This is a genomic window from Bacillus cereus group sp. BfR-BA-01355 (assembly GCF_022663675.1).
Classification (GTDB): domain Bacteria; phylum Bacillota; class Bacilli; order Bacillales; family Bacillaceae_G; genus Bacillus_A; species Bacillus_A thuringiensis_S.
In genome coordinates this window covers 60359-74638 of the sequence record NZ_JAKUFY010000002.1, presented here as the reverse complement: position 1 = coordinate 74638, position 14280 = coordinate 60359, and the positions used below count along the sequence as shown (strand labels likewise).

Here is a 14280-nt window from a genome sequence, read left to right as displayed (position 1 = left end):
GTAATGATGAAAAATAAGAGTTCGGAAAATTCGAAAACGATTGAATGAAGTGGATAAATTTGGTAACCTTATTTGTACAGTAATTACATAATTGTTTTGTAATAATTCGATATTTATATAAGGGGGCGTTACGGATGGATCTTACGTTTAAAGTAGAGGAAACATGTTTTAATTACCGAGTCGGAGCAATTTGTAAACAAGGTAATAAACTACTTATTCAGCAATGTGACGGTGAAGATTTTTGGTACGTACCAGGCGGAAGAGTGAAAATGTTAGAGAATAGTGAGGATGCGTTAAAACGAGAGCTTGCAGAAGAATTAGGTGTTCCTATGAAAGGGAAAAGATTAATATGGTCAGTAGAAAATTTCTTTACACTTTCTGAGCGAAAGTTTCATGAAATTAGTTTTTATTATGAAGTAGAGCTACATGAGTTACCTGCAAATGGAGTGGATCAATATATTTTGGAAGAAGAGGATAGAACGTATTTGTTTAGGTGGGTGCCAGTAGAAGAGTTAGAGGCATATAATTTACAGCCTGCGTTTATAAAAGAAAAAGTAAATGATATAGCAGTTCATATAGAACATATCGTTTTAAAAGATTAAATGTATTCGGAGGGGAAAATGGTGAAGGGAACTAAAAAAGAGGTACATATAAATGACAAAGTAATTTATTACACACATATCGAAAAAGGTTCTAGTAGGGTTTGCTTTATGTTTTCAGGTTCAGGATACAATTATGATAAGCCGTTATTTTATTATGCAATGATGTTAATGCTTGAACATAAAATAGATGTTGTACATATTCATTATTCTTATGATGGACAATTAATGAATAAACCAATGGAAGAAGTAACGAAAGTAATGATGGATGATATTAATCCTGTAATGAATGAAGTATTAAAAGATGAGCAATACAACTATATTATGTTTTTAGGGAAATCACTCGGAACAATTCCGATTGCAAATGATTTAATGAAGAGAGACGAATTCGCGCAGTCAAAAATGATACTACTTACACCTTTACTGACGTTTGATACAATTTTTGATTCTATCTTACATAGTCGACACGAAGGGCTTTTAGTTATTGGGGATAAAGATCACCAATACAATGCAGCTCAAATTGATCAGTTACATAAAACGAATTTAATGATCGATGTTGTTAAAAATGCAAATCATTCTGTAAATGTTGGGGAATATGAAACAAAGAATTCAATTGAAGCGATAGCAAATATAATAGAAAAGCTTAAAGAAGTTGTTAGGAAAAACTAACTCATCAATACATGCAAAAAGAGGTGCGAATTGCACCTCTTTTACTTTAATAAGCCTTCAGCACATGAAGCAAATAATCTTTCCGGTTCAGCGGATTATAATCAACACGTTTTCGAGTAGGGAAGGGAGCCATAAGCTTTGTGAAACCAGCTGGCTTCGTTGTAAATATGCCGTCTCCTTCTGTAAATGAATGTAGCATTCGTTTAAAATTCTCTGTTTTTGCAACAGGTAATGATCCTGTTAATTGGTAAGAATCATTATATAATATAGGCTCTGCAAAAGTTGCTGGAACGGCAGCGAGCTTATACATCGCGGTACTAATTGCGTGCTCCGGTACAGTTAATTCAAACTCGTTTATTGGCTCATATACATGTGTTTCAGCTTGCTTTAAAGCATTCATTAAAACGAGTGGTGTTAAATTTCTAAAGTCACTTGCTGTTGTAACAGGACTAGCATAACCGGTATGTGTTAATGTGACGATAATATCTGTAACTTCCCAACCATATAAACCTTGTTTTAACGTTTGAAATACCGTATCTTCAATCGCTTTATGGAATGCTAATGGAAGTGATCCAAGCTCAACACCTAAGTTATACGTTATGCCAGAATTAAGTTCACCACGCTCCACTTCGAAGCCAATTGTTGCGTAAAATGGATTCGCTTTTTCGCCCATTACTTCAACGCTATTCCCTATGCCAATTGGTTTCTCAATACATACAACTCGTGTATTTGAGAAAGTAACCTGCAAATTATACTTCTCAAAAAGTGTGGTTTCAATTACTTCTTTTTGCACTTCACCGAAAAGGCGAATGTATAGTTCCTTATGAACATCATCTTTCCACACTTTAATGAGTGGATCTTCTTCACAGAGTTCCATAAGTGCAGCGTATAAATCATGAATTCTTTCTTTTGATACTGCATCAATGGCCGCTTCCATTTGTGGTTCGGCAAAGTGAATATCTTTTATATAACGAGTCCGTTCACCGATAATATCACCAATTTTAATATCATTCAGTCCCCACACTTTGCAAAATTCTCCGCTAGGAACGATAGAAGCTTGAACAACATTCCCGTTATGAAATAGACATATTTTCTTAACCTTTTCTTTATGCCCCAGAACGTCTCCGCGCTGTATATCAACATATTTTCTTACGTGTAAACGACCAGAAAAAACTCTTACATAAGCAATCTTTTCTCCAGAAGGTTCACGTTCAATTTTAAACACAACACCGGATAATGTTTCGTTTTCTGCCGACTTATTAGCTGGAAATAAGGTTGAAATATTTTCGAGCAGTTCAGTTACACCTATACCTGTCATGGCTGAACCGAAAAAGATTGGGTACACACTTGCTTGCTGTATTTGTTTTTCGAGTTCTTCTCTTAATAATACGTCCGGTACGATTTCATCATTTACATATGACGCAAGTAACGATTCATTATATGGCGCTAACAGTTCCGTACAATCGTCATATGATTTGTATGCAATAATCCGGGCTCCTTTCGTTCCTACGTTTAGAACAGAGTAGAAGGGGAATGCTTCATTTGAAAGAATCTCTTTTATTTGTTTCATAACTTTTTCAGTATTTGCGCCATTACGATCAATTTTATTTACGAATAATATTGTTGGTATGTTTAGTTTCTGTAATGTTCGCATTAAAATCTTCGTTTGTGCTTGCACACCTTCAACGGCAGAAATAACTAAAATCGCACCGTCTAAAACGCGGAAGGATCGCTCCACTTCAGCGATAAAATCAGCGTGTCCAGGTGTATCAATGACATTTACTTTTACATCATCAATAAAGAAAGAAACGACAGATGCTTTAATCGTAATTCCGCGTTGTCTTTCTAATTCCATTGAGTCAGTTTGTGTATTACCACTATCTACTCGGCCAATTTCTTTAATCACATTCGTTTCATAAAGAATACGCTCAGTCAAACTCGTCTTGCCAGCGTCTACGTGCGCGACAATCCCTATATTTATTGTTGTCATTTGTGAATATCCTCATTTCATTTTCCATTTTCAATTCCTCATTTCTATTTGTATATTGCCGCATTATCAATCACTCTCCAGTTCTTTAAATTAGTATTATTATAGTGCAATTAACATTATTTGTAACGCTACAAATCGCCTTAATTTGGAAAAAATAAAATAAAAACAAAATGCTTGCATTCTAAATCGATATAGATTATATTAATTGACATATCAACTATTGATGCATCAAACATTTTTATTTTGATTGTAAAGGAGGGTTAATTTGACAAGTTCATGCTCAAAAGAAGCGATTATTTTATATAAATTACACTTTCTAAATAAAGAAGTAAGTTCGAAATTTGAAGGGTGTACGGGTATGAGCCAGTCTCGATTAGAGCTTATACTTCAGTTATATGAAGTAGGTGAAATTAGTCAAAAAGCACTTCAACAAGAAGTGAATATTGATAATGCTGCGATAACAAGGCATTTAAAGCAGCTTGAGGCCAATGAAATGATTGTAAGACGTAAAAATCCAGATGATAACAGAATTACGTTAGTTTCTCTTACTGAAGAGGGACGAAATAAAATTCAAGCATTTCAAGAGGAAAAAGAACGTTTTGCAGCATCTGCATTTAAAGGATTAAGTGAGGAAGAACGCGATAATCTTTTAAATATGTTAAATCACATTCAAGAAAATATAAAAGAATTATAAAAAAGGGAGAATACAACTATGACTAACTCAGTAAAAACAAATGATTTTAACGAAATTTTAACAGGACGTCGTTCAATTCGTAAGTACGACCCTTCAGTGAAAATTAGCAAAGAAGAAATGACAGAAATTCTTACAGAAGCAACACTTGCACCATCTTCAGTAAACATGCAACCATGGAGATTCGTAGTGATTGAAAGTGACGAAGCGAAAGCAACACTTGCGCCACTTGCGAAATTCAATCAATCTCAAGTAGAAACATCTTCAGCAATGATTGCTTTATTTGGTGATTTAAACAACTTTGATAACGCAGAAGAAATTTACGGTACAGCAGTAGAGCGTGGTTTAATGCCAGCAGAAGTAAAAGAAGACCAAATGAAAAAACTTTCAGCTTACTTCTCAATGGTTACACCAGAAGTAATGAAAGATACGGTATTAATTGACGGTGGTCTTGTAGCAATGCAATTTATGTTAGCAGCTCGTGCTCACGGTTATGACACTTGTCCAATTGGTGGATTTGAAAAAGACCAAATCGCAGAAGCATTTGGACTAGATAAAGAACGCTACGTACCAGTAATGCTAATTTCAATCGGGAAAGCTGCTGACAGTGGTTACCAATCAGTACGTCTTCCAATTGAAAAAGTTGCAGAGTGGAAGTAGTTTGAAAAAATTAGTGAAAAATGAGAGGGGAAGCACCATGATTATTATTCACGCAATATTTCAAGTAGACCCAGCAAAACAACAATCATTTTTAGAAGAAATTCAACCACTCATTCATGGTTCAAGAGAAGAAAGTGGAAATGTATCTTATGATCTTTATAAAGATACAGAAAAAGAAAGTGTTTATACGATGGTAGAAGTATGGAAAGATGAAGCAGCAGTTGCGAGTCATAATACGAGTGAACACTTCACATCTTTCGTTAGTAAAGCAGCACAGTTTTTAACTGCTCCGCTTAATATAAAAGCTTATAATGGGGAGTTAGTAAAATAATAAGGTAGAAAAAGATGACTTTAGCATATGGCTGAAGTCATCTTTATTGTATAAGTAGAATCCATTTTGGACTCAGTTATGTTGATTGATAAGCGTTGCTCGTATCCTCAGTAACTGTGCTGAATTGTATGTTAAATTCGAACATTCGGTTTATTGGGATATTTTTCCGTGGTATAATTTTCTTGTAAATAAAAGGTAGAGGGGAGTAAGTAATGGGAGAATTTCAAAGTAATTTGCATACGGCAACGCAACTTGCAACGAAAATGAGAAATGCTTCAGATAGGATGCAAAGTGCTACTAGTCGCTCTATAAATAAGGCAACGCGTACGACACTATCTGTGAACTTCAAAGCACAAGAAGCAAATCAACAAAATTTACAGATCACGAAACAATTTTGTACTGCTTTTCAACAAACAATTGATAATATCCATTCCGTAGCAAATGAATTTGAGAAAATGGATACAGGACTTCAAAAGACTTTTCAATAATGTAACAACCTACGTAAAGGGGAAAAGGTAGGGAGAAAAGATGAGTCAAGGAATTGAAACGAGAATCAATCAATGTAATCAAAAATTACGAATTATATTTGAAGAACAAAATGAAAACCGAATCGCGCTGCAAAATCAAGAACGAGCTGAGGCTAGTTTTCATGAATGGAAAAATAGAAGTAATCGTTTATTTAACCGAATACTAGAAACTTGGTATGGTGACAAAGAAGCATTTCACTTTTTTACGAATATGCGGCAAGAGATCGGGCAGTATGAAAGAAAACTTACATTCGAATTAGAAAACGAAAAAGAGACGTTGCTTAAAGAAAAACGGCATCTCAGTGAGAAAGAAAACAACCTTTCCTATGAACAGCAGCAACTACAAAGGGAGGCCAATACATGAGTTTAAACATGTATTTGGGAGAAGTACAAAGTCAAACTCAAAGTATGAACGCTATATGTAATGCTACGATTCAAAGTATGGAACAAGCCATTCAATCTATTGATGCCTTTGTGATAGACACAGTATTACAAGGACAAACATACAGTAGTGCAAAAGCCTACCTTGTCCAAACATTTCGGCCGTTAGCGCAAGGAATCATATGCTTATGTGAAGAATTAATTCGCCAAAATGAAGCATTTCCAAATGAGTTCCAAGCGAAAGTTGCTTCGACAGATGTGATTGAACAAGAAATAAGAGAACAAATAAGGGGAATTAATCAATCGATTACAAGTATAGAAGCAATAGAAGTACTTACACCAATGCCCGGAGTAGGTGCAATTGTAACGGTATTAGGTGCAATGAGAAAAAAACTGGAAGAAAAACTAGAGCATTTATATGAATTCAATCATTCATCCAGCAACAACTACAGCGCCGCTCTCCAATTAGCAGCTAGCATCACAGCCGGACTCGCTGAAGTGCAAAGTGGGAAAGGATTTAGTCCTGTGAGTGGTACGTTTAGTACACAAGGGTTGAATATGGATTGGGTGAGTTCGATTCAGGGGATTATAGAAGAAACAGCTCGAAAAAATGATCAGTCAATTAAAGATATAGAAACAAATAACATAATTGAGAAGAAATCTCCGGTTAGAAATGCTTGGGACGATGCGACAGACAGTATAGTTGGCACGTTTGAAACAGCGAAAAAGATGTGGGAAGCTATTCAAAGAGGATCGGGGAAAGCTATTGGTGATGAAATCGAGTCCGCAATAGCTTTAAGTAATATGGACATAGGAACTTTTATTAATGTAACCTATGCACTTTTCCATTTGGATGAAACTGCAAAAAATATGTGGCATGCATTTTCAAATAAAATAAAACGAGATATGATAGAGGGAGATGCAGAGAGTCGTACAGAATTGACTACCTATGGATTAACACAAATAGCTACCACAATATTAGGCGATAGGGCACTAAATAAAGTAGGCCATATCACAAAAGGAGCAAAAGCATCAAGTGGAGTAAGTACATTTGCTAATGCAGTAAAACTAGCAAAAGAATTGCAGCCTACGCTTGAAATGTTACAATCATTTAAGAAAGAGGCTTCCTATGCATTCTCTAGTGTTGGTGGAACTGTTGTAACCAAAATACCTCAAGGTGAATTAATAGAAGCTTATTATAAGTTTGCGAAGTCTAAAGATGGTAGTAAGGGTAAAACTGGTGAAATAGCTAAGGAATCTAGAAAAGTAGCCCAAACATTAGAAGCAGCTAGAGCACAACAACGTACGGTAATAGAATCAGTAGAAAGTGGCGAAGTAGCTTTAAAAACAACGAAGCGTAAAGGAAATTATGGTGAAATGAAGATGGATGACTTTTTTGAAAGTCAAACATATACTAGAATTAGTGATGATCGTGTATTAACATTAGATCAAAAAATTGTTAAGGGAATAGATGCTGTATATGAAAATTCATCTCCGCCACCTAAGTATGTGATAGCGGAGGCTAAGTATAACACATCCAAATTAGGAAAAACAAATGATGGTAAGCAAATGAGTGAAGATTGGATTCTTGGAAGTGAAAGGTTAGATAGTACTTTGTCAAAAGAAAAAGCAGATGAAATTGTGGAAGAGATGTTGCTGAATCCAGAAAATGTTCAAAGAATTGTTATTCAAGTTATGCCTGACGGAACGATTGTGAAGAAAATTCTTGAAGTATAAAAGGTGGAAAAGAAATTATGCTAAGGGATAAAATCAAAAATGATATATATTTTAACAAATTTATCAATTATGAGGAAAAGAGAATAGAAAAGTTTTTATTATTGGTTGAAAAGGTTATTGAGGAAAGAGGCAAAGATGATAAAGGTGTAAAGAATGGATATATAGCGTTACAAGGGTATCATTTTAATAAATTAAGGGCAATGTACTCTGCGGGTTGTTCTATCCAAACTATTCGTGATTTTTTACCTGAAGTAATAAATATAATGGAAAAAGTGTGGAATAAAGAAAGTGGATATATACGTATGTTATGGATGATATCTATAGCAGTAATGCTAAATGTTGAAGATAAAGAATTTAATAGACTAATAGCAATGGTAAGGAAAGAAGGATTAAATGATTATCTGATTAATTATTTTATTGCTTTTAGAAATAGTGAGCCATCAGATTTTTATGAGCAAAGTGAGTTTTATGTAAAATATCCATATTTCAAATTAAAAGAAGTAATTGAGAGTAATAAAATTTCACAAGAGAATTCTATAAAAAATTTAGAGAAATATATAAAGGAGTATTGGTATAAGGGACATTTAGAAGAAGCATGGTACGATGCACATGAAAATAAACATGACATTTATAGTGGTTACTGGAGTTTTGAAAGTGGAGCAATCGCTAAAATTTTAAAATTAGATGATTCAACCTTGAAAGATAGTTCATATTACCCTTATGATATGGTGCATTGCCAAGAAAAATAAATGTTGGAATCCACAGTGATAAATTTTAACACTGTGGATTTTTTAGTTTGTATTAAAGTAGGTATAAGGGTAATGTTGGTAATGGATCCAGTGAGCTAGATGTAAGAGCTAATTAGGAAATATGTACGAGATGTTGAAACGCAGACGAATTATGAATTATCACTGGATTTTTTTATCTAAATATCCATAATATCTAATTGAATGTTAGTAAATTCATAAACATATTGTTATCACCTTCTATTTATATCTGTATATAGAAATTAATTGAATTTTTTAATTAAATCTTCAATAGGCCATATCACAAAAGGAGCAAAAGCATCAAGTGGAGTAAGTACATTTGCTAACGCAGTAAAACTAGCAAAAGAATTGCAGCCTACGCTTGAAATGTTACAATCATTTAAGAGAGAGGCTTCCTATGCATTCTCTAGTGTTGGTGGAACTATCATAACCAAAATACCACAAGGTGAATTGATAGAAGCTTATTATAAGTTTGCGAAGTCTAAAGATGGTGGTAAGTTAGAGGCAAAGGAAATCAATGGGAAGAAATATGTTGTAGATTCTTATATTCCGGGTGAAGAAATTGTCTCGAGGAAATTTACCCAATTGGCTGAAGTAAAAGAAAAGACGGCATTAAGTTATTTAAGTGAGTTTACTAAAAAGTATTCTTCCGGTTCAGAAGTTTCTTCAGGTAAATTTAATCCTAATGCTTTAAAAGGTGGTCGACTAGATGGAGAGTTAATTTTGGAAATCCCTGTACAAACAAAGCCAGTTCCACAAAAAATTATTGAAGAGGCGAATGAGAAAGGGATTATTATTCGTGATATTAATGGGAAGGTGTATAATTAATGGGAATTTATTATTGTGATAAGTGGTCTAATATAAAAAAGAAGCCTTGGAATATTATTGATGAGAATGCAGCCAAGACACTTCATGAAAATCGTCATTCTTATACTGCTGTTCTTAGTGATGGAGAGCAGCCAAAGTATTTAGTAAATGTCACTGAGAAATGGGTATCGGTAAGTTTTTTGGATGATTTTCTTCGTAAATATTTACACTACGATTTTATTGTTAAAGAAGATAATAGACTATTCCTAAGGACAATAATGTATTGGGAATATGACGGGGATACACAGTTAAAAAGTATGATTTTGGGGTATCAAGAAAATGGTCATATTGCTATGGAGCAAAAAGATTCTAAAACTGGAGAAGTAGAAGAGCGAGAGATAAAAGATGATGTATCTAGAAATTGGGATGCATTCCCTAAGTTTGGCCAATACTTATATTTGTGCAAAGAAGAGAGGTAATTCTTTTGAATATAAGAACAATAACTAGGCGAGATAGCTATTAGTGGGCTAAGAATATAAATAAATGGAATAAACATGAAACTAATGAATTCGTAAGTTTTAAAGATATTGTAAAGTTAATTGGAAATTTCCCCAAATAATCCTACTTAATAAACAGATGAACTTAAAGCACTTGATTGCCGAATAAAAGCAACAAGTGCTTTTTATTTCGGAATTACAATATTTGGTACGGTGAATTATATATTCAAAAATACCAAAATAAAAGTTTCAAATGATGAAGTGCTTCCACAATTCTCTTTCATGATATGAAGAAGTTTTCAACGACTGGATTATCGTAGCAGTTTACTCTACGAGACATGCCAATCAATCGATTACAAGTATAGAAGCAATAGAAGTACTTACACCAATGCCCGGAGTAGGTGCAATTGTAACGGTATTAGGTACAATGAGAAAAAAACTGGAAGAAAAACTAGAGCATTTATATGAATTCAATCATTCATCCAGCAACAACTACAGCACCGCCCTTCAATTAGCAGCTAGCATCACAGCCGGACTCGCTGAAGTGCAAAGCGGGAAAGGATTTAGTCCTGTGAGTGGGACGTTTAGTATACAAGGGTTGAATATGGATTGGGTGAGTTCGATTCAGGGGATTGTAGAAGAACAAGCTCGTCAAACCGAGATGAAACAAATTACTTTGCAAAAACAACAATTTAACTTACAAGAGCAGGAAGACAATAGATCATGGCATGAAAAAACAGCCATTTATGCGCAAACATTTTTGCATGGAGTTATCGAATTTTTTCAAGGTGCTGGTGATGCAGCACTAGAAAACTTTTTTGGACTACAACCACATGAGAATGATAAATTAGAAAGTAAGACAACTTACCAAGCTGGAAGGTTGGCTGGAAATGTTATATCAATAGCCGGGTCCATTGTAGAAATGTTTGAAGGTATCTCGCTCATAGGCGGATCTAATTTCTTAACTATCGTGGCAGAAGTAGGAACTGGTGGGTTAGCATCACCAATTGTTATTCCATTAGATATAGCAGCAACAGCTACTGGGGCAAGTCTTTTTGTACATGGTGGATTTGTTTGGAATAAATCGATTCAAAATACTAAGGATACTATTCAAAAAATCCAGTCTTCTGGTGGAGGTGCGGCTAACGGTAAACCTAGCAGTAACAAAAACACAAATGTAGATAATTTTGATGCAAAAACAGCTACAAATAAGCAAAAAGGTAATTATGGTGAAATAAAATCTAGTGACAATTTATTGAATAATCAAAGTTTAAAAGAAGCTGGATTTGATTTAAAGCCAGTCGGAAAAAGTGCACCAACAGGTATAAATGATAAAATAGTAAAAGGAATTGATGGATTATACGAAAATGCAAATCCAAATTCAAATATTAAATATGTTATTGATGAAGCTAAGTTTGGTAGTTCACAATTGGGGAAAACTAAAGATGGAAGACAAATGTCAAATGATTGGTTGAACGGTTCTGAAACTGGAAAAAGTAGAATATTGAAAGCTGTTGATGGAGATGAAGTATTAGCAGAAAAGATTGCGAATGCATTGGAAGATAGTGAAGTTGAAAGAGTATTATCAAAAGTCGATAGTAGTGGAAACGTAAAAACATATAGGTTAGATGAAGAAGGAAACAATATTGGAGAATGGCCATAATTTAGAAGCTAGGAGGAATTAAATAGAATGAGAGATCAATTGTGCATAGAAGAAAAATGTAAAAAAGGAATAGAACTCCATAAAAAGTTTATTGAAGATAATAGAGAGGAGATTAGAAGTTTAGAAGAAGATGAAAAGAATGGTATACAAAGAAAGCCTAAAGATAATATAAGTATTATAGAAGGAAGATATTTAAGGAATTTTATACATGAGATGAACGACATTAGAGCAATGTATTCTTTAGGAGAAGACATTAGCACAATGGAAGTATATTTTTATAATGCAATGGATGATTTAGAGCATACAGGAGCTAGCAAAGTGGGTTATATATATATGCTTTGGATAATTTCTTTAGGGATTTTGTTAGAAACGGATAAAAAGAATATAGAAAGATTAAAAAAGATAGTTGATACAAAAAATATGAATGACGCAGTAATTGATTTCCTCTTATGCGCTAGTGATATTGGATACACAAACATGACGAACAGATATTATAAAGAAAATCCATATGCAAAAACGAGAGAGATTATAGAACTTGCACAAATAGATAAAAAAGAAGCATCTAAAAGATTACAAACGTACATGGAGAAAGAATGGTTTAAAGGTCATTATGATTATGAGTGGAAAAATGCGCATAAAGAACCTGGATATGTAGGATATTGGAGCTTTGAAACGGCAGCGCTTGCGAAAATTTTGGAACTGGATGATATAAGTTTAAAAGATAATAATCATTATCCATATGATTTGGCAAATTATAAAAATGAAATGAAATTTAAGCATATAGACCTAAGTGAATATCACTATGAAGATGAGACAGAAGAAATCGAGGATATAGTAGAAGGAATTGAACATAATCCTGCATTGGAAAATATTATTCCGCCAAAATGGCATTCATTGGTCAATGAATTAATACATGATTATGAGAATATGAATGATAGTAGTTTTTATGAAAAATACAAAAAAACGATAGGAATAGGTCAAGTGTGGTTCTTACCACAAGAGTATGAAGAAGAAAATGAGCAAAAAAATCTATTAGGAAGTTTAATTGTGTTTGCCCTGACGGTAAGAGATTATATATTACAATTGGACTATAAAGAAGATTTAGAGGACTACATCGATAATCTTAAAAATTTCTGGAATGTTTCAGAAACAAAGTTAGTTCAATTTATGTTAGAGAATGATCAAAATTATTATGCATGGGTACCAAAAGAAGTAAATATCCCAAATATGTATGAAGTGAAGATAGAGAGTGTCGATGTAGAGGAAGTTCTATAATAAGCAAATTAAAACATTGTGTATCATGAGTAACGTTGAAAAACTAATTTATACGGAATTTAATGAATTAAGAGGTTAAAAATAGTGGTAGTTTGGAGAATCCAACTGCCACTATTTTTGTGTTTACGAATGGTTCTGTAAATTAAGTAGAGTATTTCAGAGTATATATATTATGTAGGAGAAGTAAATAAGTTAAAGGCGCTAAATAAAATCGGTCATATCGCAAAGACATCAAGTGGAATAAGTACAATTGCTAATGCAGAAAAACTAGCAAAAGAATTGAAGCCTACCCTTGAAATGTTACAATCATTTAAGAAAGAGGCTTCCTATGCATTCTCTAGTGTTGGTGGAACTGTTGTAACCAAAATACCTCAAGGTGAATTAATAGAAGCTTATTATAAGTTTGCGAAATCTAAAGATGGTAGTAAGGGTAAAACTGGTGAAATAGCTAAGGAATCTAGAAAAGTAGCCCAAACATTAGAAGCAGCTAGAGCACAACAACGTACGGTAATAGAATCAGTAGAAAGTGGCGAAGTAGCTTTAAAAACAACGAAGCGTAAAGGAAATTATGGTGAAATGAAGATGGATGACTTTTTTGAAAGTCAAACATATACTAGAATTAGTGATGATCGTGTATTAACATTAGATCAAAAAATTGTTAAGGGAATAGATGGTATATATGAAAATTCATCTCCGCCGCCTAAGTATGTAATAGCGGAGGCTAAGTATAATACTGCGCAACTTTCAAATACAAAAGATGGAAAGCAAATGAGCGAAACATGGATAGATGGTTCTAGACGTTTGGAATCAACTGTTGGAGAAGAAATGGCAGATAAAATTCGAGAAGAAATGCTTTTGAATCCTGAAAATGTACAAAATATACTAATTAATGTTGATAAGGATGGTAATGTGGTTAAAAGCATTTTGGATTCTTCTGGGAAGAAAATAATTGAGTAAGGAGAATGAAATGAGAGATATTTTAAAAAATGAAGATTATTTCGAGGATTATTTAAATAGACAGAATAATAGAATAGAAAAGTATAAAGAATTAGCAATGAAAGTAAAAAATGAAAGACCAAATGATTTAGGTAGTATTAAAAGAGCTTATGGATATATTGAATCAATTTGTATTGATAAATTTAATTGTTTATATTCAATGGGAAGACCTATGGAAGTACTAAGAGATTTTTACCCCGAAATAATTGAGGCGATGAAAAAGGGGTGGAGTGGCAAATATAGATATATAGATTTATTGTGGGTTCTTTCTATTGGGATAATGCTAGATGTTTCAAAAGATTATATAATTGAATTAGAAAAGTTGGTAGAAAAAGAGAAATTGAATGATTATTTGATTGATTTTTTATTTAGTTATAAAGATGAAAATTGGGAAGGGAATACCACAGAATTTATCTTTGCAGACCCATATAAATCAATTTATCGTGTGGTCAATGCAAAGAATAAAGAAGAATCAGTAAAGGAATTGAAAGAATATTTAGAGGGAAAATGGTATAAGGGGCATAGTGATACAGGCTGGTATGATTCACATGAAAATAAAAATGATATCTACAATGGTTATTGGAGTTACGAAAGCGGAGCAATCGTAAAGATTTTAAAATTAGATGATTCAAGTTTAAAAAATACTTTATACTACCCTTATGATATGGTGCATTATCAAGGAAAATAAAT

At 33.4% G+C, this 14280-nt stretch carries 14 protein-coding genes and 2 pseudogenes; 15 read left to right on the top strand and 1 reads right to left on the bottom strand.

Going from position 1 to position 14280, the window contains the following annotated elements:
* Positions 1-134 precede the first annotated feature (134 nt).
* Complete coding sequence (locus MR167_RS01410) at positions 135-602, top strand: NUDIX hydrolase (RefSeq protein WP_000366255.1); 468 nt, start codon at positions 135-137, stop codon at positions 600-602.
* Positions 603-1268, top strand: coding sequence for an alpha/beta hydrolase (locus MR167_RS01405; RefSeq protein WP_139788860.1), 666 nt, complete (start codon positions 603-605; stop codon positions 1266-1268).
* Between the two features lie 46 nt (positions 1269-1314).
* On the opposite strand, the gene MR167_RS01400 is transcribed toward MR167_RS01405, so the two are convergent.
* Positions 1315-3258: an elongation factor G gene (locus tag MR167_RS01400; protein WP_242313731.1), complete on the bottom strand. Its 1944-nt coding sequence runs from the start codon at positions 3256-3258 to the stop codon at positions 1315-1317.
* Between the two features lie 265 nt (positions 3259-3523).
* Here MR167_RS01400 and MR167_RS01395 point away from each other — a divergent pair, with 265 nt between their 5' ends.
* The 13 genes and pseudogenes from MR167_RS01395 (at position 3524) to MR167_RS01335 (ending at position 14278) form a co-directional block, all read left to right on the top strand.
* Positions 3524-3952, top strand: coding sequence for a MarR family winged helix-turn-helix transcriptional regulator (locus tag MR167_RS01395; RefSeq protein WP_000204172.1), 429 nt, complete (start codon positions 3524-3526; stop codon positions 3950-3952).
* An 18-nt stretch (positions 3953-3970) separates the two neighbouring features.
* Entirely contained in the window at positions 3971-4609 is a 639-nt protein-coding gene (locus MR167_RS01390) for a nitroreductase family protein (protein WP_000185391.1), read from the top strand.
* 37 nt (positions 4610-4646) lie between these two features.
* Positions 4647-4940 carry a putative quinol monooxygenase gene (locus MR167_RS01385; RefSeq protein WP_000583816.1) on the top strand — a complete coding sequence of 98 codons (294 nt, stop codon included), beginning with the start codon at positions 4647-4649 and terminating at the stop codon, positions 4938-4940.
* A 212-nt stretch (positions 4941-5152) separates the two neighbouring features.
* Positions 5153-5428, top strand: a complete 276-nt coding sequence (locus tag MR167_RS01380) for a TIGR04197 family type VII secretion effector (RefSeq protein ID WP_000503639.1) — start codon at positions 5153-5155, stop codon at positions 5426-5428.
* Between the two features lie 40 nt (positions 5429-5468).
* Positions 5469-5831, top strand: coding sequence for a DUF3958 family protein (locus MR167_RS01375; RefSeq protein WP_000077521.1), 363 nt, complete (start codon positions 5469-5471; stop codon positions 5829-5831).
* Positions 5828-7585, top strand: coding sequence for a T7SS effector LXG polymorphic toxin (locus MR167_RS01370; protein ID WP_242313729.1), 1758 nt, complete (start codon positions 5828-5830; stop codon positions 7583-7585). The genes MR167_RS01375 and MR167_RS01370 overlap by 4 nt, the downstream gene beginning before the upstream one ends.
* Positions 7586-7602: 17 nt before the next feature.
* On the top strand, positions 7603-8334 hold the full coding sequence (locus MR167_RS01365; protein ID WP_079245693.1) for a PoNe immunity protein domain-containing protein: 732 nt from the start codon (positions 7603-7605) through the stop codon (positions 8332-8334).
* Positions 8335-8616: 282 nt separating this feature from the next.
* A pseudogene (locus MR167_RS01360) lies at positions 8617-9180 on the top strand (hypothetical protein); the annotation flags it as partial.
* The gene (locus tag MR167_RS01355; protein WP_242313725.1) at positions 9180-9638 is read left to right on the top strand and encodes a hypothetical protein; all 459 of its coding nucleotides are present in this window, start codon (positions 9180-9182) and stop codon (positions 9636-9638) included. The pseudogene MR167_RS01360 and the gene MR167_RS01355, both read left to right, overlap by 1 nt.
* Positions 9639-9990: 352 nt before the next feature.
* Positions 9991-11319: pseudogene (locus tag MR167_RS01350) on the top strand (hypothetical protein); the annotation flags it as partial.
* A gap of 27 nt (positions 11320-11346) precedes the next feature.
* Positions 11347-12594, top strand: coding sequence for a PoNi-like cognate immunity protein (locus tag MR167_RS01345; protein ID WP_242313724.1), 1248 nt, complete (start codon positions 11347-11349; stop codon positions 12592-12594).
* Positions 12595-12891: 297 nt separating this feature from the next.
* A complete protein-coding gene (locus tag MR167_RS01340; protein WP_000941894.1) occupies positions 12892-13551 on the top strand; it encodes a hypothetical protein in 660 nt (219 codons plus the stop codon).
* A 10-nt stretch (positions 13552-13561) separates the two neighbouring features.
* Positions 13562-14278, top strand: coding sequence for a PoNe immunity protein domain-containing protein (locus tag MR167_RS01335; RefSeq protein ID WP_001204727.1), 717 nt, complete (start codon positions 13562-13564; stop codon positions 14276-14278).
* Positions 14279-14280: the final 2 nt, after the last annotated feature.

Excerpts from the sequence above, each read along its gene's own strand:
- MR167_RS01410 (WP_000366255.1), top strand. The coding sequence starts at position 135 with ATGGATCTTACGTTTAAAGTAGAGGAAACATGTTTTAATTACCGAGTC.
- MR167_RS01405 (WP_139788860.1), top strand. The coding sequence starts at position 603 with ATGTATTCGGAGGGGAAAATGGTGAAGGGAACTAAAAAAGAGGTACAT.
- MR167_RS01400 (WP_242313731.1), bottom strand. The coding sequence starts at position 3,258 with ATGACAACAATAAATATAGGGATTGTCGCGCACGTAGACGCTGGCAAG.
- MR167_RS01390 (WP_000185391.1), top strand. The coding sequence starts at position 3,971 with ATGACTAACTCAGTAAAAACAAATGATTTTAACGAAATTTTAACAGGA.
- MR167_RS01385 (WP_000583816.1), top strand. The coding sequence starts at position 4,647 with ATGATTATTATTCACGCAATATTTCAAGTAGACCCAGCAAAACAACAA.
- MR167_RS01380 (WP_000503639.1), top strand. The coding sequence starts at position 5,153 with ATGGGAGAATTTCAAAGTAATTTGCATACGGCAACGCAACTTGCAACG.
- MR167_RS01375 (WP_000077521.1), top strand. The coding sequence starts at position 5,469 with ATGAGTCAAGGAATTGAAACGAGAATCAATCAATGTAATCAAAAATTA.
- MR167_RS01370 (WP_242313729.1), top strand. The coding sequence starts at position 5,828 with ATGAGTTTAAACATGTATTTGGGAGAAGTACAAAGTCAAACTCAAAGT.
- MR167_RS01365 (WP_079245693.1), top strand. The coding sequence starts at position 7,603 with ATGCTAAGGGATAAAATCAAAAATGATATATATTTTAACAAATTTATC.
- MR167_RS01355 (WP_242313725.1), top strand. The coding sequence starts at position 9,180 with ATGGGAATTTATTATTGTGATAAGTGGTCTAATATAAAAAAGAAGCCT.
- MR167_RS01345 (WP_242313724.1), top strand. The coding sequence starts at position 11,347 with ATGAGAGATCAATTGTGCATAGAAGAAAAATGTAAAAAAGGAATAGAA.
- MR167_RS01340 (WP_000941894.1), top strand. The coding sequence starts at position 12,892 with ATGTTACAATCATTTAAGAAAGAGGCTTCCTATGCATTCTCTAGTGTT.
- MR167_RS01335 (WP_001204727.1), top strand. The coding sequence starts at position 13,562 with ATGAGAGATATTTTAAAAAATGAAGATTATTTCGAGGATTATTTAAAT.